Source organism: Hymenobacter negativus (assembly GCF_017571495.1).
In the GTDB taxonomy this organism is placed as follows: Bacteria; Bacteroidota; Bacteroidia; order Cytophagales; family Hymenobacteraceae; genus Hymenobacter; species Hymenobacter negativus.
Map to the genome: position 1 here is coordinate 597785 of NZ_JAGETZ010000004.1, position 19035 is coordinate 616819.

The following is a 19035-nucleotide window of genomic DNA, read 5'->3' on the forward strand; positions in this document are numbered from 1 at the left end:
CTAATTGGCGAAATAGATTTTGCGAAGCGCCTGCAAGGCCCGGTGCGCTTTTACGCGGGCAGCCTCCGCAGTGCAGCCCAGCAGCTTGCCGATTTCCTCGTAGCCGAAGCCCTGGAAGCGGTTTAGCACCAGGATTTCGCGTTGTGGAACGGTGAGCAGGTTCAGGGCCTCGTGCAGGTCGTCGTGGCTGCCGCTGACCTGCATGTGGGAAAATGCCGCGCCGCGCAGGCCGCCGGTGCGCTCCACTTCGTCTACGTCGGCGGTGCGCATCTTTTGCTGGCGTTGCCAGTGGTCGGCGTGCACGTTGCGGGCCATCTGGTACACCCAGGCCTTGAAGGGCTGGGTGGGCTGGTAGCTGCTGCGGTATTTGAGGATACGCTCGAACACGGTTTGGGTGAGGTCTTCGCTGAGTTCGCGGTCGTTGGTGAGGCGGGTGAGGTAGTTGAACAGGGGTCCGTGGTAGCGCTCAAATAGCGGCACCAACTGGTCGAGGTCATCGGCCCGGACGGCGGCCATTAGTGCTTCGTCGCTCGTGGTTTCCACGGAAGGTATTTAGGTTTGGAATGCAGGGAGTACCAGGACAAAGGTCATTCGTTACAGCGACCCCAAAAAAAAGTTAGCGGAGCCGCTAAAACCTGCTGTCCTATTCGGTAACACGCTCGCAATGTTAAGGTAATGAGGCCCGGATAATTTTGAATTTTTATTCATCAAGGCTTCACCTATGCCCCTGAAAACTTACTGTTCCCGCGTTGCAGCAACTTTATTAACAGGCCTGAGTTTGGCCAGCACTACTGCCCAAGCCCAAAGTGTGGCTCAAGGCTTCGAAAGCAGCGCCGCCGATACCTGGAGCTTCACTCCTACCCCCGCCACTTATAACGACCTCGCCGCCACCGACCAATGGGCGGTACTTACCACCATCGGCACAGCTGGCTCGGGCGTTACAGTGGCTACGCCTTCAGCGGGTACTAACCTCTGGGGTGGCCGCGACTTGCAAAGCCCGCTCCAAACCAACGACATCAGCATCTGGCACTATCTGGATTTTGCACCGGTAGCCATTGCATCGGGTACCACGGCCGCCAATACGGTTACGTTCAAGTATTTCAGCAACGCCTTCGACGGGCCCGACTCGCTGGCTTACGTGGTGCGCTTCGACAACGGCACCACTTGGCCCATCCCGCGTACCTACACGCAGCTTAATAAGGACACGCAAGCCTGGACCACCGTGACGGTGCCCGTACCAGCCGGCAGCACCCACGCCCGCCTGCGCCTGGCCGTGCGCCAGAACGGTAACGACGATTGGGTGGCCTTTGACGAAATCAGCCTGAGTCAGACGGCTAGCGCTGTCGTGCCTGACCTCGGCTTTGCAGGCAGCACCACCCCAATTATTGTGAATGAAAACGCGGGCACCGTTGCCATTCCGCTCAGCATTCGCAATGCCAACACTACGTCCAGCACCGTGCAGGCCATTGTAGCACCGCTGGGCACGGCCACAGCCGGCTCGGATTTCACCTTTGCCACGGCTCAGACCATCACCTTCGCGCCGGGCAGCACCACGGCCACACTCACGCTGCCCATCACGGACGACGCCACGGCCGAAGCGGCCGAGTACTTCACCGTGCGCCTCCAGAACCCCACCAACGCCACGCTTACGGCCGGCGCCACAGAGTTTCTGGTCTTTATTAAGGACAACGACACGCAGGCTCCGGCCCGCGCCGGCAACCTGCGTCTGAACCTGCTGGGCAGCTACCAGAACGGCGTCAGCGGAACGAACTCGGCCGAAATCGTGGCCCACGACCCCACCACGCAACGCTTATATGTGGCCAACTCCATCGGCGGCAAGCTTGACATTCTGGACTTTAGCACACTGGCCACAACCGGCGTACTCACCCCAGTGGCGTCCATTAGTATGGCTCCGTATGGCGGTATCAACTCCGTGGCAGTGCGCAACGGACTGGTGGCCTGCGCCGTGGAAAATACCAACCCGCAGGCCGACGGCAGCATCGTCTTCTTCGACCAGAACGGCACCTTCATCAAGCAGGTAATCGCCGGGGCCATGCCCGACATGATAACCTTCTCGCCCGATGGCCATTACCTCATCACTGCCAACGAGGGCGAGCCCAACCAAGCCTACACTACCGACCCACTCGGCTCGGTATCGGTAGTGGATATGACCGGCGGCATCACGGCCGTGACCCAGGCCCGCGTCACTACGCTGGATTTCAGCAGCTACAACTCGCAGGCTGCCGCGCTGCGCACGTCAGGCATCCGCATTTATGGTGGTCCGGCTGGCACGCCCAGCAGCGTAGCCCAGGATTTGGAGCCGGAGTACGTGGCAGTGTCGGCTGATTCGCAGACGGCATACATCGGCTTGCAGGAAAACAACGCCATTGCTACGCTGAACCTGGCCACACTTCAATTCACCGCCCTGCGCCCCATTGGCTACCAAGACCACAGCCAGCCCGGCTTCAGCCTCGATGCTTCCGACCAGGCCGCTGATGTTCTGATGGCCAACTGGCCCATCCGTGGCATGCGCCAGCCCGATGCCATTGCCTCGTTTGAGCTGCCGGCTTCGCTCGGCGGTGGCCGCTACCTTATTACGGCCAACGAGGGCGATGCCCGCGAATACACCGGCATGAGCGAGGTCAACCGCCTTGGCGATGCTGCTTATGTGCTCGACCCCACGGCTTTCCCCCAAGCCGCGATGCTGAAAACCATCAGCGCCCTTGGCCGACTCAACGTGACCAACAAGCTGGGCGACACCGACGGTGACGGCGACTTTGACCAGATTTATGCCTACGGCGGCCGCTCATTCAGCATTCTCAACGCTGGCACCGGCGCGCTGGTGCACGACAGCGGCGACCTGTTCGAACACCTCACCAGCACCGACCCCACGTTTGGCAGCATCTTCAACGCCAGCAACACTACCGGCAACCCCGTCCGGAAAAACCGCTCTGACGACAAAGGCCCCGAGCCTGAAGGCACCACCATCGGCATGATTCGCGACACGGTGTACGCCTTCGTGAGCCTGGAGCGCCAGGGCGGCGTGCTGATTATGAACGTGAACGACCCGGCCAACCCACGCCTCGTGCAGTACATCAACAACCGCAGCCTGACCACTGGTGCCGGCGACCAGGGCCCCGAAGGCCTCGTGTTTGTATCGGCGGCCAACAGCCCCACGGGTTCGCCCCTGCTGTTGCTTGCCAATGAAGTGAGCAGCACCGTATCCGTGTACCAGATTGGCCTGCGCGGCGTGGTGACGGCCACCAAAAACGGCCTCAACGCGCCGGAAGCCCTTTACTGCTTCCCCAACCCCGCCGCACCGGATGCCGCGGTGCGCCTGAGCCGCCCCATAGCCGGCTCGCTGCTCGATGGGTTGGGCCGTACCGTGCGCCAGTTGCCAATTGCCACCGATAAGCTCGATGTACGTGGCCTGCCCGCCGGCCTCTACCTACTGCGTGCCTCCGACGGCGCTACCGGCCGCCTAGTGGTGCGGTAGTTGGTTTTTGCTGGCAAATCTTATCCGGTTTGCGGTATTCGTAAGCCGAAGCCCTCGCTTAATCGCGGGGGCTTTTTGCTTGTACGGCCGGTGGTTTCAACAGCTGTCAGATAGGTGGGGCGGGGTTATACCTGTTAGGTTTTGGTACCGCCAATCAAGGCTTCACACTTTTTTAACAAAGAAAATCAGGCCTAAATATCATGCATGAGCAGCTGGGCGAGAGCTAGGCAAAATACTGAAGGCCGGCTACTCACCTCCAACAGTAACGCTACCTGCAAGCTTGTATAACAGTCATTTCGCGCAAACCCAAATCACATAGCAACCCGGAATTATTAAAAGACAAATAGTTGTGCTTAAATAGATTACCCAGCCAACTAGCCCGTATTTTATTGTAACCACTTTAGGGCTCCTGACCGTACATGACTCCCGCAGCCACCGCTGCTTCCAATGACTTCTTCTCCTTTCCACATTTTCAGTTCTTATACCATGAAAGCTTCCAAAATTTTCCTCGCTACTCTGTTGACCCTGGGCTTTAGCAGCGCTGCTTTTGCTCAGACTGGCACTGGCACCACGTCGGGCTCTACCAGCGGCTCGATGGGCACTACCAGCGGCACTACAGCAGGTAGCACTACCTCGGGCACAATGGGTACTACCAGCGGCACGATGGGCACTACTAGCGGTACAATGGGTACCACCAGCGGTACTACTTCGGGCAGCAGCACCGTAGGTACCACCTCGGGCACGATGGGCTCTACGTCGGGCAGCGGCACCGGCACCTATGGTACTACATCGGGCACTACAAGCGGCACGATGGGTACTACCAGCGGCACTACTTCGGGTAGCTCTACTTCGGGTACCACTTCCGGTCGCCGTACCAAAACTACTAAGAGCAAGTCCAAGACTGGCACTATGTAGTAACCTTCTGCGGCTCAATGCCGTAAGTTAGTTCGAAGCCGGCTGTTTCTTCCGAAGCAGCCGGCTTTTGGCTTTTCCACTTTTCGCACCACCCCATGAAACCGTACTTCCTCCTTTCCTTCCTGCTGTTCGCTGCTGCTGCCCAGGCCCAGACCGTTCCTTTCGACCCTTCTGCTCCGGTACGCGCCGGCAGCCAGGGCCAGACCACCGTCCCGCCCGTAAACCCAGCACTTAACCAGAGTACGATTCAGGGTCCACCCGAAGTGCAACGTACTCCCACCAACCGCGACGCCCAGCCCAGCCGTCAGCTACAGGACCGGGGCTTCTCGCCCGCCGCCACACCCGAGCTTTCTCCCAACGCCGTCCCCGACGTGCGCGAACAACCCATCATCAAGGACGGCCGCCGTCGGCAGTCGACCGATGTAGTACCCAGCCGTTCGCGCCGTAGCAACAGCAGCAACGTATTGCAGAATTAAACCAGCAGACTAATCGCACAAAAAAGGCCCGGCTCAAACTGATTGAGCCGGGCCTTTTTGTGTAGCCAATGTGCTTTATTATTTCTGGTTTTTGGCGGCGTGAGCCAGCAAGTCGCCGCCGTGGCGGCGCAGTAGGTCAGCTAACTCGGTAAGGGGCTTTTTCAGGTCGACGGCAGCGCTAGCAGCTACTTCGCCGGTCTGGTCGCCGAGCATGGTGAGCGAGTTGCCAATGGCCGTGGCGCTCAACGTGCCGCTGCTGAGCAAGGATTGCAGGTTGCCAATTTCGCGGGCAATGTCCTGCAGGCCGGGCTCGCCACTTTGTAGGAATTGCTGCTGCCAGGTTTCGGTATTATCCATGGCCGAGCCCAAGGGCAGGCTGGTGAGGCCGTTTTTGAGGGCACTGACGGTGGCGAGAAGGTGGTCGGAAGGCATTGAATGAAGTGGGGAAATAGTGAAATGGTGAGTAGCAGAACGGCGAAGCCTTACTGCTATTTGCTTTTGAGGGCCGGCTCCTTTCGGGTGCGCTGGGTTTTGGTTGGGGCGTTGGGGTCGCGGGGTAAGTTCAGGGGTGGGATGGGCATGATGGGCGCAGGCGCACTCAAGCCCAACTCCCGCAGAATGGCGACAGCCCGCAGGGCGCTGGCTTCTTTGTTTTTAATTTCCAGCATCATGTCGAATTCAAGCCCATGCAGATGGGTCAGAAACTCCCGGAACCGCTCTTCCACCAGGTCATCGGTGTGCTTGCCTTTGCGCTCGCCCAAAGCCTGCGAGCTGTAGTCCATCATCGGGACGCCATCGGCAGTGGGGTGCCAGGTACCGGCGGCCAGCTTCAGGGCCTCGTGCATGGACTCGCCGTGGTTGAGGCATTCGTGGTGGAAATTATCGAAGAGAATGGGCACGCCCGTGAGTTCGTGCAGGTGCAGGCAGTCGCGCAACGGAAAAAGCCGGTCATCGTTTTCCACCACCAACCGCACTTTCACCGCTTCCGGCAGTGTGGCGTGCACTTGGGCAAACCGGCTGATGGCCAACTCTCGCTCGCCATACAGCCCGCCCACGTGAATCTGAAGCTTGGCCGTACCGTTCAGCCCCATCAAATCCAGCATCGAACCTTGGTAAACCAGCTCCTGAATGCTGCGCCGTACGATGTCCGGACTGGGCGAATTCAGCACCACAAACTGGTCGGGGTGAAAGCTCACCCGCAAGTCATTGGCCTTGATGTAGTCACCAATTGCCTGGAACTCGGCCGCGAAATGCGTCTGCCAGGGAAAGGTGTTGATTTCGTGCGAGCCGAAGGGCACAATACCCGAGCCCATCCGGAAGAATAGCAGGCCCTGGGCCACGTTCCATTCCAACATGCGGCGCAGGCAGGCCAGGTTTGCCGTCACTGCCGCCACCACCCGCTCCTCCGAATAAGAGGCCAGCCGGAAGGTGTTGGCAGCGCTGCAATCCATTGCCTCGTTCACGCAGGGATACCCGATTTTCATACTTCGGGCTTACGGGAAAGGGCAGTGAGCAGTTATCAATGCAGAATGGAGAATGCGTAATTCCTAGCGAGGCAGCGCTAATTCCTCATTGAGTTTCACGGCGTGTAGCCCCGATTATCCAGAAAGGCTTTGTTGTACTCAGCTCGCGCTTTGCGGAGCTTTTCGGCGCGCTGCTCGGCCTCAATTTCCTCCATTTTGCGACGCTGCTTGCCCTCGCGCGAAAACTGGTCGTAGAGCAGGCTTACCGGGCTGGCGATGGTGGGCACGGGCTTTTTGGGGGCCGTGGAATCGACGGCGAAAAGGGGTTTGGGCTTGGGCGGACGCTTGGCCCCACTCACCACCGGCGGCGCGGGGCGCTTGATGTTGCGCAGCGCCCGGTTGATGATGGCGCGGTCGGGCCGGTCGCTGATAACCTGCACTTCGCCCAGGCGCACACTGTCGCGCACTAATTGAATGCGCACCACCAGCTGCGACAGCCCGATGCCGCCCATTGGCATGCGTTGCGATTTGTAGCCCAGCGCCCGAAACAGAATGGTGTCGGTGGGCATGGCTTCGATGCTGAAATCGCCGGTAGTGCTCGTGACCACGCCACGCTTGGTACGCACTACCTGCACCGTGGCGCCCGGAATAGGCAGCCGCGTTTTGGCTTCCGATACGCTGCCGCTCACCTGCGTAGGCAGCGCCTGCGCGTGCACGCCCGAGCAAGCCAGCAGCCAGACGACCAGCAACAGCCCAACGCCCCGGCTCAAAAGCAGCCAAGCCGCACGTAGATAAGTTCTTACTTCGAAACCCATTAATCCTTTAAACGCAAGCGACTACAAAGTAGCAACCCAACGAGCCAAAAAAAGCCCACACCGTTGCAGGCGTGGGCTTTTCAGCGACAGTTTGGTCAATTATATCGACCAACACATTAATTTTTCGATTTGTTGCCGTCGGCGTCTTTGGTTTTCACCTTGCCGTTGTCTTTAATCTTGATTTTGCTGCCGTCGTCGGCTTTGGCCTTCATTTTCGATACCTCTGCGCCCGTACCAGTGCCGTTTGCACCATTATCAGTGGTAGTGGTAGTGGTTTCCTCCGTCGTGGTCATCGATGACGAAGGGGCCATCGAGCTGGATGCTGTGTCCGACATCGAGGTGCTCGACATATCATCATCAGCGTAGTTGCTGTCGTCATAGGTCGAGCGGCTCGACTCGTAAGCTTGGTACTGCGTAGGGTCGGAGAATACTGTCTTGAATTCCGCGTCTTCAGCCGTGCGGGCGTCGCGCATGGCAGCGGCCATGCCGGTGGTATCGGTGGTGTACTTGGTGCGCATTTCGTTCATGCGCTTGTAGCGGTTCACGTACACGGTGCGGATTTTGGTCTTGGTGGCCTCGTCCGTGATTTTCATATCAGCGACCATTTTGTCGGCAATGCGCTGAGCGCGGGCCTCAATCTGGGCATCCGTCAGGGGGCTGGTGGTTGTGGTAGTCGTCGTGGTTGTGGCAGCGCCATCGGTGGCAGCCGTGGTCTCGGCAGTCTTTTCCTGCGAACAGGAGGCCAGGGAAAGGGCAGCAGCGCCGGCGAGAATCAGCAGGGAATTTTTCATGACAATGAGGGAATGAGAAGAACCGTAATTGGTTTGGGGCCACTTTACGGCGATGCCACTGTCGATGTTACCTGAACAGGAAAAGCAGAACGCCCTGCTGAACTGTTCTGTCCCGCTTTCCACGACGTCAGTCAATCCAATCAGGCACGACGCAATTCAAATACCGTGATTTCGGGCAGGAAACCAACCCGACCGGGGTAGCCCAAAAAGCCCAGCCCAACGTTCACGTACAGCTTTTGGCGGCCCTGCTGGTAGAGGCCGGCCCACTGCTTGTAGGCGTACTGCACGGGGCTCCATTTCAGGAAAGGCAGGTTCAGGCCAAACTGCATGCCGTGGGTGTGGCCGCTCAGCGTGAGGTCGATGTCGGGGTACTTTAGAATGTGGCTTTCCCAGTACGAAGGGTCGTGCGAGAGCAGGATTTTGAACGGGGCATCGCCGCTGGCGGCGTGGGCTTTGGGCAGGTTGCCGTAGGTGTGAAAGTTGAGGTGCGAACTGCTGTTCTGAATGCCCAGGATGGCAATTCGGTCGCCGCCGCGCTCAATGAAGTGGGTGGTGTCGTTGAGCAGCGTCCAGCCCATTTTGGCGTGGTTCTGCATCAGGCGCTCCAGGTTCTGGCGCCACAGGCTGCGGTCGTCGCGGAATTCGGCCACATAGTCGCCGTAGTCGTGGTTGCCGAGACTGGAGAAGATGGGCAGTTCCGATTTGATTTTGGACAGGGCCGGAATATGCGGCTCCACTTCTTCGGCGCGGTTGTTTACCAGGTCGCCGGTCATCAGGATGAGGTCGGCGCCCTGGCGGTTTATCATGGCCACGGCCCGTTCCAATGGCTCCGTCGAGTTGAAGCTGCCAGTATGCAAGTCCGAGATTTGCAGCACTTTAAAGCCATCGAACGCCGGCGGCAGATTGGGGTATTTCAGCGTGACGCGGCGCACGGTGTAGTCGGTGCCACCCTTTACCATGCCCCACAGCAGGGCCACGGCCGGAATAGCCCCCAATACCAACGCCAGCTTGGCCAGAAACTCGCTGCGCGGAATAGCATCGGCCTCTATGCCCGCCGGGCGCGTAGCCGAACTCACGGCCCAACGGCCCAGCCGCGTCAGGTCTTCGAGCAGCAGCGGAACGAGAATAACAATTTTAGCCGCCAGCAGCAGCAGTGGCAAACTCATCAGGTAGCTTTTGAGCACGGTATTGCCGGCTTGACGGGTGCTGCCGGCCCAACCGGCCAGGCCCCACAAACCCACCGTGAGCACCCAGTAGCCAATGGCCACCCCCCGGCGCGCATTTGGCGACCAGTGTTGCGCCACAGTCCGCACTGCCTGATACCCATACCATTCTGCCAATATCAGCAACCCCAATACCAACCACACCACCACAGGATTCCGCATAACCAAAAATGAAACGACTAATGCTGCCGCAACTTACTACCGTCGCAGCTTCGGAGTTTAAACGCACCCAGCCGGCTTTTGCTTTACATTTAACCGACTTTTTACCGTCTACCGCCCACGCCCTGCATGGAAGCCCCTGACAGCCTGCCCGAACCATCCGCTCCTACCCCACCCTACGCCGCGCCGGCCGCGTCCGGTATTAAAAGCTGGGCCGAAGACGACCGCCCCCGCGAAAAGCTAATGGCTAAGGGCCGCGCCGTGCTCTCTGACGCCGAGCTGCTGGCCATTCTCATCGGCTCGGGCACCACCAAGCTCACGGCCGTGGACGTGGGCAAGCTCATGCTGCAAGGCGTTGGCAACGACCTCAATGCCCTGGCCCGCGAAAGCGTGAAGCAGCTCTGCCGCCACCCCGGCATCGGCGAAGCCAAGGCCATTACGGTGGTAGCCGCGCTGGAGCTGGGCCGGCGCCGCAAGGAAGCCGATGCCGCCCCGCGCAACACCATCACCTGCTCGCGCGACATCTATAATATCATGCGGCCGCACCTGCTCGATTTGCCGCACGAGGAATTCTGGGTCATCCTCCTCAACCGCGCCAATGTGGTAATGCGCAAAACGGCCATCAGCCGCGGCGGCGTGGCTGGCACCGTGGCCGACCCCAAAATGATTTTCAAGGAAGCCCTGGAGCAGTTGGCCAGCAGCATTATTCTAGTACACAACCACCCCAGTGGCAACCGCAACCCCAGCGGTGCCGACATCCAGCTTACCAAAAAGCTGAAAGAAGCCGGTAACTTCCTGGATTTGCCCATTCTCGACCACCTTATTTTTGCCGAACAAGGCTACTACAGCTTCGCTGATGAAGGGATTTTATAAGGCGCTGGTTGCGTCAATGAACGGTACACCCCGGAGCAGTGCTTCGGCCGAACGAGCCACAAACAACAACCGCGAACAAGGTCCTGCGGGGCCAAAGCACAGCTTCGGAGCACAAGCAGCTAAGAAGCTAGCATTCATAGCCGTGCTGCTGGGAATGATGCCCAGCCGGCCCGCCCAGGCACAGCTAGCGCTCCACGCCGTGCCGGTGCACCTGACGGATAAGAAGAAGGATTTTATGCTGCAAGTCCCGAAAGGACACGAGCTGAGCGTGGCCTTCCAGGGCCTGGAACGCCCGCGCTTTTTCGCTAAATCGCCTGATGGCCGGTTGTTCCTCACCGACATGCACAACCGCGACGACAACACCCAGGGCCGCGTACTGATTCTGGACAAATGGAGCGAGCAGGAACACCGGTTTTTGAGCATCGTGCCGTTCATGGAGCACCTGCACAACCCCAATCAGATTGCCTTCCACAAGGCCAATGGCAAAACCCTGCTCTACGTGGCCGAAACCGATAAACTACGCGTTTTCGACTACGTGCCCGGCTCCACGAAACAGGCCGGCGAGGGCAAGGTCATAGCGCGCTTCCCGGCTTATGGGCTGAGCTACAAGTATGGCGGCTGGCACCTGACACGCAGCCTGGCCATTCACAACAACAAGCTGTACGTCAGCATTGGGAGTAGCTGCAACGCCTGCCTGGAAAAGGAGAAGCTCCGCGCCTGCATCCTCGAAATGAACCTCGACGGCAGCAACCAGCGCGTGTTTGCCACCGGCCTGCGCAACGCCGTGGGCATTCAGTGGATTAACAACCAGCTGTGGGCCACCAACATGGGCCGCGACGGCCTGGGCCCCGACGAGCCGCAGGATATACTGACCTCAGTGCGCGAAAACGGCTACTACGGCTGGCCCTATTTCTACCAGTACCGCCAGCAGATGAAGGCCGATAAGTACTTTGTGGACTCCGTGAAGTCGACTGCGCCGCGCGTGGAAAAACCGGGTTTGGTTGGCTTCCTGGGCCACTCTTCGCCCTTGGGCCTGGCCTATTTCACCAACTACGCCGATACGGTGTTCAACAAGCACATGCTGGTGGCGCTGCATGGCAGCAACATGCCCGGCCGCTACCGCGGCAACGAGGTGGTGATGGTGACGGGCAAGGATAAATACGTGCCCGTGGTCACCGGCTTTTTGCAGGGAAAAACAGAAGCCCTGCGCCTGGGCCGCCCCTGCGATGTAATGCAATGGGACAACCACTCGTTTTTCATCAGCGACGATAAGAGCGGTGTGGTTTATTATGTCTGGAAGAAATAGAAGAGTAGTATAAGCCCGTCACGCTGAGTGCAAGGGCTACTACTTCGCCGCTTCGATGGCTGCTACGGCCTGGTCCACCAAAGCCGTAGTCTGCGCCGCATTCGTCCCCTTTGCCTGCCGCTCCTGTACCTGCCGCAGCAGACCGATAATATTTTTGATGCCTCCTGCGTCGATATAGGGTTTGAACTTTACCGTCAGGTCTTTGATGCGGGTAATGCCTTGGTTTAATGCTTCCGGACTGTCGGTGCGGCCGAGGAATTCACTGAAGCCTTCCAGCATATCGAAGCGGCCGTTAGGGTCGGCGGCATCGTATTTGGCCAGCATCAGGGGCCAGTGCGTGGGGCCACCGGCCTGGCCGTACACGGTTACCAACGAGGCCGTTAGAGTGCTTTTGTGGTCGGCTTCAAAGGCAGTGGCGCGGGTCAGCGCCTGGGCCGGGTCGAGGGGCAGCAGGCCCGTGAGCGCCGCTGCCTGCACCCGGTATGATTGGTTATTCAGCGCTTTCGCAAACAGCGGGCGGTAGCGCTTGTCCTTCAGCCCGCCCAGCGCCGTGAGGGTGGCCGCCTGCACCAGCACCGACGAATCAGCCGCCGCCAGCCGACTCAATATCGGTTCGGCCGCCTTGCGCAAAGCTGCGTTTTTGAGGTCGAGCGCTTTCACGGCCAGCAGCCGCAGGTCCGATGACTTGTCGCTCAGCCCGGCCACGAGGATTTGCCGCGCCAGCGGGTCGGCCACCTGGGTTTCGGCAGCGGCCAGGGCTTCGCGGCGGTCGAGGTAGCGTGGGGCGTGGCGGTACTGGTAGGCAAACTCGGTTAGGGATTTGTGGTCCTGCACCTCCCATACCAGCACTTTATTGGCATCCACATTTACCAAATTGGGCTTGGTGGCGGCCGGAAAATACAGCGTATCCACGGCGTGGCGTAGCGTGGCGGCGTAGCGCTGGGTGCGGCCATTGGCATAAATATCCACTTGCAGCGGCAGCACAAATGGGTCGCCGGCTTGCGTTTGGCGCACCACCACGGCTTGCCGCTTGCGGGCCGCGTCCCACCGGTAGTCAATGGTTACGATTGGGTGGCCGGCGCGGTAGTACCACTGGTTAAAAAACCAGTTCAAATCCCGGCCTGACGCTTCTTCCAGGGCCAGCCGCAGCTGCTGTGCCTCGCCGGTACCGAAGGCGTTTTGGGTGAGGTAGCGCTGCAAGCCTTTGAAAAACACCTCCTCGCCCAGCTCAGCCCGCAGCATGTTCAAAATGCTGCCGCCCTTCTGGTAGGTCACGTTATCGAACATGTCCTCCTTGTCGGCATATTGGAAGCGCACCAGTGGCTTGGTGTGGTTGCTGGCATTGCGGAGATAGTTGCGCAGGCTGCGGTAGGCCTGGGCGGCTCCGGCATCGGCCCCGTGGGCGTGCTCGGCCCAAATAACTTCGCTGAAATTGGCAAACGACTCGTTCACCGTCAGGTTACTCCAGCTTTCGGCCGTCACGTAATCGCCAAACCAGTGATGAAACAGCTCGTGCGCAATTTCACGCTCTACCCCGGCGTACTCCCAGTCCAGCAGCTCACGGGCCGAGCCCTGCGCCTGCTCGCCAAATAGCGAGGCAGTGGTGTTTTCCATCGCGCCGGCCACGTATTCGCGGCACACAATCTGGCTGTATTTGTTCCACGGAAACGCCACGCCCAGACGCTGGGAGAAAAACTCCAGCATGGCGGGCGTCTGGCCGAAAATCTGCTTCGCTTGGGCGGCATACTGAGGTTCGAGGTAATAATTGACTTCCTTGCCACGCCAGGTATCTTTGGTTATGAGGAAGTTGCCCACAGCCAGCATCACCAGATAAGGCGCGTGGGGCTCGTCCATTTTCCAAGTATCGGTGCGCAGCCCGGGGCCGGCGGGCGCCTGGCTGGTCAGCTTCCCGTTGCTGAGCGTAACGTATTTGGCGGGCACCGTGAGGCTGATTTCGGTGGTGGTTTTCTGGTTGGGTTTATCAATCGTTGGAAACCAAGCGGAGTTGGCTTCCGTCTCGCCCTGCGTCCAGATTTGAACCGGCTTGCCGGCCACCGCGCTGTCGGGATTAATGAAATATAAGCCCTTGGCGTCACCAATAGCGGCACTACCTTTCGCTTTCAGCTCGTTGGGCTTGGCCGTGTAGTCGAGGTAGATAGTGTACGACTCACCAGCGGGAATTGAGCGGCCCAGATGAATGAGTAACTGCTGCTGGTTATAGTCAAATTTCAGCGGGACGTTGGCTGAGCCTTGCACCAATTCAACAGACCTAATATCCATGCCTTTCGCATCAAGCCGCAACGAATCAGTTGCGCAGCCGTGGGGCCTGAGCGTGACCCATTCCTTACCGTAGAGGTAGCGCTTAGCATAATCAAACCGCACATCGAGCTTGGTGTGCACCAGGTCGTTTATCCTATGCGTTGCCGCCTGGTAAGCAGTAGCGGCCGATGGCTGGGCAACAGCCGGAACAACGGTAACCAGAGCGAAGAAAAACAACAGGATTTTTTGCATATGGGCAAACAAGGGCGCAATTAAGGCGGTAGGCGACGCCAAGGACGCAGCCGATGGGCAAGAGGTTGGCTGTTCCGGTAGCCAAGCAGAGACACTGCGCTAATCCGGAAAAGTTACAGTGCGCTGCCAACTTACTTTTGATTCAGACAATCCAAGGCAGCATTTACCTTTCGCAAAAGGAAATATTATGATTAAAAAAATAGCGCTGGCCGCCGCTCTCATCGGCATCATCTGGTATTCACTAAACGATGCCAAGCCGAATTCGAGCACCTACCTGGCGCAACTGCAAAAATTCCGTCGCGAGAAAAACCAGGCGTTTCGGCAGTCCGAGGAATCGCCGCTACCAGCCGCCCAAAAAGCTGCCTTCGACAGCCTGAAATACTACCCCGGTGACCCGGCCTTCGTGCCGCATGCCGACATCACACGCAACGAGAAACCCGACACCACGCTTCTGCAAATGAGCGACAACAAAGCTGAGAAGTACCTGAACTGGGGCGTGGTGAAGTTTTCCATTAATAACTCACCCCAGCAGCTCCGCCTCTACTTGAAAGCCGACGGCCGCGATTCCACCCTCTTCATCCCCTTCACCGACCTCACCAACGGCCACGAAACGTACGGCGGCGGCCGCTACCTCGACGCGCCCATTCCCCGGCTGAACGAGTCGGAAATCCAGCTGGATTTCAACCGTGCCTACAACCCCTATTGCGCTTATAACAACGAATACAGCTGCCCGGTCCCACCGGCCGAAAACCGACTCACGGTAGCCATTCCAGCTGGGGAAAAATCATTTCACGACTAACTCAAATTGGGTTTTAACCGGTAGCAGATTCCAGATGGGCCTTGCAGTCAACCTCCGTTTTGCTTTACGTTTTTTCAATCCCGCAAAATCGTAGAGCAAAAGTTTTAGCTCCCCGTCGGCCCAAACCGCTCCGTGCGAATAGCCTCATCGGGCAGGCCTTGCGCTTGCAGTAGCGTAGCGGCACTTTCCACCAAACCCGTGGGGCCGCACACGTAGCACTGCGGCAAACCAGGCAGGTGTGCTACGGCTTCGGCCAGCATCGCGGCATCGAGGCGGCGCTGGTAGCCGGGCCAGTCGGCCGGGGCCTGGCGGGTATAAGTGAGCAGCAGGGTGAAAGCAGGGTCACTGGCCGCCAGCGCTTCTAACTCCTGCTGATAAATGACTTCCTCCGGCGTGCGCACGCTGAACAGCAGCACGGCAGGATTGCGCAGGCCGGCGCGCTGGCGGTGGCGCAGCATGGCCATTAGCGGCACCACCCCGGAGCCACCGGCCACGAGCAACAGCGGCGCATCGGGCGGTCCGGCGGGCCACACAAAGTAGCCGCCGATGGGCCCGCGCACTTCCAGCTGGTCGCCCACGGCCACGCCTTCGAAGAGGTAGCCAGAGACTTCGCCCTCGGCAATTTCTTCCACGGTCAGCTCAATTTCGCCGGTTTGCTCCGGGGGCGAGGCGATGGAATAGCTGCGCTCGGCCTGGTAACCGTCGGGGGCCGTGAGGCGCAGGTCGTAGTGCTGGCCGGCGTGGTGGGGCGTCCACTGCGGCAGGCTTAGGGTGAAGGTTTTAACGCGGGGCGTTTCACTGCGAATGGCGGCTACGGTGGCCACCTGCCAGGCTAGCCGGCTCACAGGCGGAAGCGGGCGTTGTCGGGCGTAGGCTCGTCGTCGGCGCGGTAGCGCTCCTCCTTCCACGGGTCGCCGTGCATGCTGTAGCCGTTGTCTTCCCAGAAGCCGGGCTCATCATCGGCCATGAAGCGCAGGCCCTGCACCCACTTGGCGCTTTTCCAGAAATAGAGGTGCGGCACCACCAGCCGGGCCGGGCCGCCGTGCTCAGCCGCCAGCGGCTTACCCTCGTATTCCAGGCCGATGAAGGCTTTGCCATCGCGCAGGTCGGCCAGCGGCAGGTTGGTGGTATAGCCGCCGTAGGAAAAGGCCATCACGAACTTGGCTTCGGGCTTGAGCTGCACGTGTTCGAGCAGCGTATCGAGGCTTACGCCGCGCCACTTGGTATCGAATTTCGACCATTTCGTGACGCAGTGAATGTCGGGATTAAACGACTGCATCGGCAGGGCGTTGAACTCGTTCCAGCTCCACTTGGCGGGGTTTTCCACCAGCCCTTCGAGGCGGAACTCCCAGTTCACCAGCGGAATGCGCGGCGTGGGGCCAGCCGTGAGCACCGGAAAATCCTGGGTTTCGTACTGGCCTGGCGGCAGCTTGTGGGCGCCGTCGGTGGGCCGCTTGGCGTGAAATCCTTTGTTGACGAAGGGCATACTCAGAAAGAATTAGCAGTGAATGGCGGGTCAGAAGGGAAATTAAAAACGTCACGCTTCGGCTCCGCTCCGCATGGCTGTTGAAGCGAGCCTCAATGCCTAAACCGGCCTCGGGCAAATATATGCCAGCACCCTCCAATTCAGTCATTTTGCCCCGCCGTACCTTTGCCCCGTCGTCAGCAGCCTGACAACTGACAACAAACAACGAATAACTCCCAATGCGTATCTCCCTCGACTGGCTTAAAACCCTCATTCCTACCGATAAACCCGCCGCCGAAATTGGCGCCCTGCTCACCGGCTCGGGCCTGGAGGTGGAGAGCGCCGAAGAGCTGGAAAGCATTCCCGGCGGCCTGCGCGGCGTGGTGTTGGGCACCGTGCTCACCTGCGAGCGCCACCCCGATGCCGACAAGCTCAGCCTGACCACCGTGGACGTGGGCGACGGCACCCCGCGCCAAATCGTGTGCGGTGCCCCCAACGTGGCCGCTGGCCAGCGCGTGGTGGTGGCCTTGGAAGGCGCCACGCTTTACCCCGCACAGGGCGAGCCGTTCAAAATCAAGAAAAGTAAAATCCGCGGCGCAGCCTCCGAGGGCATGATTTGCGCTGAGGACGAAATTGGCCTGGGCCAGTCGCACGCCGGCATCATGGTGCTGGACACCGAGCTGCCCAACGGCACGCCCGCCGCCAACTACTTCGGCCTGGGCTCGGATACGGTGTACGAAATTGGCCTCACGCCCAACCGGGCCGATGCCGCCTCGCACTACGGCGTGGCCCGCGAGCTACGCGCGCTGCTCCAGCAGCCCTGCCACTTGCCTGATATCAGTGGCTTCACGGCGCCGGAATCGGCAGCGGCGAATATTAGCGTGACCATTGAAGACACGGAAGCGGCCCCACGCTACGCCGGCCTACTGCTGGAGAACGTGCAAGTGGGCCCCTCACCGGAGTGGCTGCAGCGCCGTTTGCGCAGCATAGGTTTGAGTCCCATCAACAATGTGGTGGACGTGACCAACTTCGTGCTGCACGAGTTGGGCCAGCCGCTGCACGCTTTCGATGCCGACCAGATTACGGGCGGCCAGATTCGCGTAAAACGGGCCGAAGCGGGCGAGAAATTCGTGACGCTGGACGGCGTGGAGCGTAGCCTCAAAGCCGAAGACCTGGTGATTGCCGATGCCAATGGCGCACCAATGGCGCTGGCCGGCGTGTTCGGCGGCAAGACTTCGGGCGTGAGCGACAGCACCACCCGCATATTCCTGGAAAGCGCCTACTTCGGCCCTGCCGCCGTGCGCCGCACCTCCCAAACACACCAGCTGAAAACCGACGCTTCGTTCCGCTTCGAGCGCGGCACCGACCCCAACATGGTACTGGTAGCCCTGAAACGCGCCGCGCTGCTGCTCCAAGAGGTGGCCAGTGCTACCGTGGCTGCTCCCATCGTAGATGAGTACCCCACGCCCGTGCAGCCCGCCACCGTACGCCTGCGCCTGCCCCGCGTGGAGCGACTGGTGGGCCAGTACATCGCGCCCGAGCGCATTAGGCAGATTCTGACGGACCTGGACATCGAAATCACCGAGGAGAACCTGGACGAAGGCGACCAGGCCACTTGGCTGCTCTCGGTGCCGCCGCATAAGGTGGACGTGACCCGCGAGGCCGACGTGATTGAGGAAATCCTGCGCATCTACGGCTACAACAACGTGGCTTTGCGGCCCAATAACTCGGCCTCTTTCCTGGCCAAGTTCCCGAACCCCGACCCGGAGGTAACGCGCGTGAAAATTGCCTCACTGCTCAGCGGCCAGGGCTATTCGGAGATTCTGACCAATTCGCTCACCAACTCGCAGTACTTCGATAAAGAAGGCGAAGCCGATGCCGCGCTGGTCCGCATTCTGAACTACAACAGCATCGATTTGAATGCCTTGCGCCCCTCGCTGCTGCAATCAGGCCTGGAGGTGATTCGCTACAACATCAACCGCCGCCAGCGCGATTTGAAGCTGTACGAATTCGGCAAGGTGTACTCGCAAAACGAGAACGGCAAGTACCAGGAAAAGAACAAGCTGGTGATTTACCTGACCGGCAACGCGAGCAGTGAAACCTGGCAGCACAAGTCGGAAAAAGCGGCCTACCACGACCTGGCCAACGCCGTGCAGCAGGTGCTGGCCGCGCTGGGCTTCGGCGGAGCGGCCTCGCAGCCGGTGCAGCATCCGTACCTGGCCGGCGGCCTCACACTGCTGGTGCACAACCAGCCGGTGGCGCAGTTCGGTGCCGTGTCGGCATCGGTGCTGAAGCGGCTCGACGTGACGCAGCCGGTGTGGTACGCCGAGCTGGATTGGGATGCGCTGAGCAAGAAATACAAGCCCACGCTGGTGGCCCGCGAGCTGTCCAAGTTCCCGGAAGTGCGGCGTGATTTGAGCCTCGTGGTGGATGCGTCGGTGACCTTCGACCAGCTCCGCCAGATTGCGCAGCGCACCGAGAAAAAACTCCTGCAAAGCATCAACGTGTTCGATGTGTACGCGGGCGAAAACCTCGGCGCGGGCAAGAAGTCGTACTCGGTAAGCTTCACCTTGCAGGACTTCAGCCAGACGCTCAGCGAGCAGGCCATCGACCAGGTGATGCAGAAGCTGATTCAGCAGTTTGAGAAGCAGGCCGGAGCGCTGATTCGGAAGTAGTGTTCTAACTGGTTTTAGTCTGCAGAAGCCGCAAGGGGTTTCGCAGAGGTCGCAGAACGTTCTGCGAC

The 19035-nt window shown here is 59.7% G+C and carries 16 protein-coding genes; 7 read left to right on the forward strand and 9 right to left on the reverse strand.

Annotated elements, in window-relative coordinates; genetic code table 11:
- Entirely contained in the window at positions 1 to 543 is a 543-nt protein-coding gene (locus tag J4E00_RS12340; RefSeq protein ID WP_208175445.1) for an RNA polymerase sigma factor, read from the reverse strand.
- A 235-nt stretch (positions 544 to 778) separates the two neighbouring features.
- On the opposite strand from J4E00_RS12340, the gene J4E00_RS12345 reads away from it, so the two are divergent.
- The 3 genes from J4E00_RS12345 to J4E00_RS12355 all read left to right on the forward strand — a co-directional run bounded on the left by J4E00_RS12345 (position 779) and on the right by J4E00_RS12355 (position 4887).
- Complete coding sequence (locus tag J4E00_RS12345) at positions 779 to 3496, forward strand: choice-of-anchor I family protein (RefSeq protein WP_208175446.1); 2718 nt, start codon at positions 779 to 781, stop codon at positions 3494 to 3496.
- A gap of 486 nt (positions 3497 to 3982) precedes the next feature.
- Positions 3983 to 4411: a hypothetical protein gene (locus J4E00_RS12350; RefSeq protein ID WP_208175447.1), complete on the forward strand. Its 429-nt coding sequence runs from the start codon at positions 3983 to 3985 to the stop codon at positions 4409 to 4411.
- Between the two features lie 95 nt (positions 4412 to 4506).
- On the forward strand, positions 4507 to 4887 hold the full coding sequence (locus tag J4E00_RS12355; RefSeq protein WP_208175448.1) for a hypothetical protein: 381 nt from the start codon (positions 4507 to 4509) through the stop codon (positions 4885 to 4887).
- Between the two features lie 78 nt (positions 4888 to 4965).
- Here the strand turns inward: J4E00_RS12355 and J4E00_RS12360 are convergent, their stop codons facing one another.
- The 5 genes from J4E00_RS12360 to J4E00_RS12380 form a co-directional block, all read right to left on the reverse strand.
- The gene (locus J4E00_RS12360) at positions 4966 to 5319 is read right to left on the reverse strand and encodes a hypothetical protein (protein WP_208175449.1); all 354 of its coding nucleotides are present in this window, start codon (positions 5317 to 5319) and stop codon (positions 4966 to 4968) included.
- A gap of 56 nt (positions 5320 to 5375) precedes the next feature.
- Positions 5376 to 6371 (reverse strand): UV DNA damage repair endonuclease UvsE, encoded by a 996-nt coding sequence (gene uvsE / locus J4E00_RS12365; protein WP_208175450.1) that lies wholly within the window; start codon positions 6369 to 6371, stop codon positions 5376 to 5378.
- Between the two features lie 95 nt (positions 6372 to 6466).
- A complete protein-coding gene (locus J4E00_RS12370; RefSeq protein WP_208175451.1) occupies positions 6467 to 7120 on the reverse strand; it encodes a carboxypeptidase-like regulatory domain-containing protein in 654 nt (217 codons plus the stop codon).
- Between the two features lie 161 nt (positions 7121 to 7281).
- Complete coding sequence (locus J4E00_RS12375) at positions 7282 to 7956, reverse strand: hypothetical protein (RefSeq protein WP_208175452.1); 675 nt, start codon at positions 7954 to 7956, stop codon at positions 7282 to 7284.
- 140 nt (positions 7957 to 8096) lie between these two features.
- Positions 8097 to 9341, reverse strand: coding sequence for a metallophosphoesterase (locus tag J4E00_RS12380; protein WP_208175453.1), 1245 nt, complete (start codon positions 9339 to 9341; stop codon positions 8097 to 8099).
- A gap of 126 nt (positions 9342 to 9467) precedes the next feature.
- Between J4E00_RS12380 and radC the strand changes: the two genes are divergently transcribed.
- Together radC and J4E00_RS12390 are read left to right on the forward strand one after the other, a co-directional pair.
- Positions 9468 to 10211, forward strand: a complete 744-nt coding sequence (radC, locus tag J4E00_RS12385; RefSeq protein ID WP_208175454.1) for a RadC family protein — start codon at positions 9468 to 9470, stop codon at positions 10209 to 10211.
- Positions 10195 to 11517 (forward strand): PQQ-dependent sugar dehydrogenase, encoded by a 1323-nt coding sequence (locus J4E00_RS12390; RefSeq protein ID WP_208175455.1) that lies wholly within the window; start codon positions 10195 to 10197, stop codon positions 11515 to 11517. Before radC ends, J4E00_RS12390 begins: the two co-directional genes overlap by 17 nt.
- A gap of 39 nt (positions 11518 to 11556) precedes the next feature.
- Here the strand turns inward: J4E00_RS12390 and J4E00_RS12395 are convergent, their stop codons facing one another.
- Complete coding sequence (locus J4E00_RS12395; RefSeq protein ID WP_208175456.1) at positions 11557 to 14028, reverse strand: M1 family aminopeptidase; 2472 nt, start codon at positions 14026 to 14028, stop codon at positions 11557 to 11559.
- A gap of 187 nt (positions 14029 to 14215) precedes the next feature.
- Here J4E00_RS12395 and J4E00_RS12400 point away from each other — a divergent pair, with 187 nt between their 5' ends.
- Positions 14216 to 14827 (forward strand): DUF1684 domain-containing protein, encoded by a 612-nt coding sequence (locus J4E00_RS12400; protein WP_208175457.1) that lies wholly within the window; start codon positions 14216 to 14218, stop codon positions 14825 to 14827.
- Positions 14828 to 14931: 104 nt separating this feature from the next.
- On the opposite strand, the gene J4E00_RS12405 is transcribed toward J4E00_RS12400, so the two are convergent.
- Both J4E00_RS12405 and J4E00_RS12410 read right to left on the reverse strand, forming a co-directional pair.
- Positions 14932 to 15672: a ferredoxin reductase gene (locus J4E00_RS12405; protein WP_208175458.1), complete on the reverse strand. Its 741-nt coding sequence runs from the start codon at positions 15670 to 15672 to the stop codon at positions 14932 to 14934.
- Entirely contained in the window at positions 15669 to 16313 is a 645-nt protein-coding gene (locus J4E00_RS12410; protein ID WP_208175459.1) for a sulfite oxidase-like oxidoreductase, read from the reverse strand. Before J4E00_RS12410 ends, J4E00_RS12405 begins: the two co-directional genes overlap by 4 nt.
- Before the next feature lie 218 nt (positions 16314 to 16531).
- Between J4E00_RS12410 and pheT the strand changes: the two genes are divergently transcribed.
- The gene (pheT, locus tag J4E00_RS12415; protein ID WP_208175460.1) at positions 16532 to 18967 is read left to right on the forward strand and encodes a phenylalanine--tRNA ligase subunit beta; all 2436 of its coding nucleotides are present in this window, start codon (positions 16532 to 16534) and stop codon (positions 18965 to 18967) included.
- Positions 18968 to 19035 lie beyond the last annotated feature (68 nt).

What these genes read in the sequence shown, in the direction of transcription:
- J4E00_RS12350 (WP_208175447.1), top strand. Translation starts at nt 3,983, where the DNA reads ATGAAAGCTTCCAAAATTTTCCTCGCTACTCTGTTGACCCTGGGCTTT.
- J4E00_RS12355 (WP_208175448.1), top strand. Translation starts at nt 4,507, where the DNA reads ATGAAACCGTACTTCCTCCTTTCCTTCCTGCTGTTCGCTGCTGCTGCC.
- J4E00_RS12360 (WP_208175449.1), bottom strand. Translation starts at nt 5,319, where the DNA reads ATGCCTTCCGACCACCTTCTCGCCACCGTCAGTGCCCTCAAAAACGGC.
- uvsE (WP_208175450.1), bottom strand. Translation starts at nt 6,371, where the DNA reads ATGAAAATCGGGTATCCCTGCGTGAACGAGGCAATGGATTGCAGCGCT.
- J4E00_RS12375 (WP_208175452.1), bottom strand. Translation starts at nt 7,956, where the DNA reads ATGAAAAATTCCCTGCTGATTCTCGCCGGCGCTGCTGCCCTTTCCCTG.
- J4E00_RS12380 (WP_208175453.1), bottom strand. Translation starts at nt 9,341, where the DNA reads ATGCGGAATCCTGTGGTGGTGTGGTTGGTATTGGGGTTGCTGATATTG.
- radC (WP_208175454.1), top strand. Translation starts at nt 9,468, where the DNA reads ATGGAAGCCCCTGACAGCCTGCCCGAACCATCCGCTCCTACCCCACCC.
- J4E00_RS12390 (WP_208175455.1), top strand. Translation starts at nt 10,195, where the DNA reads ATGAAGGGATTTTATAAGGCGCTGGTTGCGTCAATGAACGGTACACCC.
- J4E00_RS12395 (WP_208175456.1), bottom strand. Translation starts at nt 14,028, where the DNA reads ATGCAAAAAATCCTGTTGTTTTTCTTCGCTCTGGTTACCGTTGTTCCG.
- J4E00_RS12400 (WP_208175457.1), top strand. Translation starts at nt 14,216, where the DNA reads ATGATTAAAAAAATAGCGCTGGCCGCCGCTCTCATCGGCATCATCTGG.
- J4E00_RS12410 (WP_208175459.1), bottom strand. Translation starts at nt 16,313, where the DNA reads ATGCCCTTCGTCAACAAAGGATTTCACGCCAAGCGGCCCACCGACGGC.
- pheT (WP_208175460.1), top strand. Translation starts at nt 16,532, where the DNA reads ATGCGTATCTCCCTCGACTGGCTTAAAACCCTCATTCCTACCGATAAA.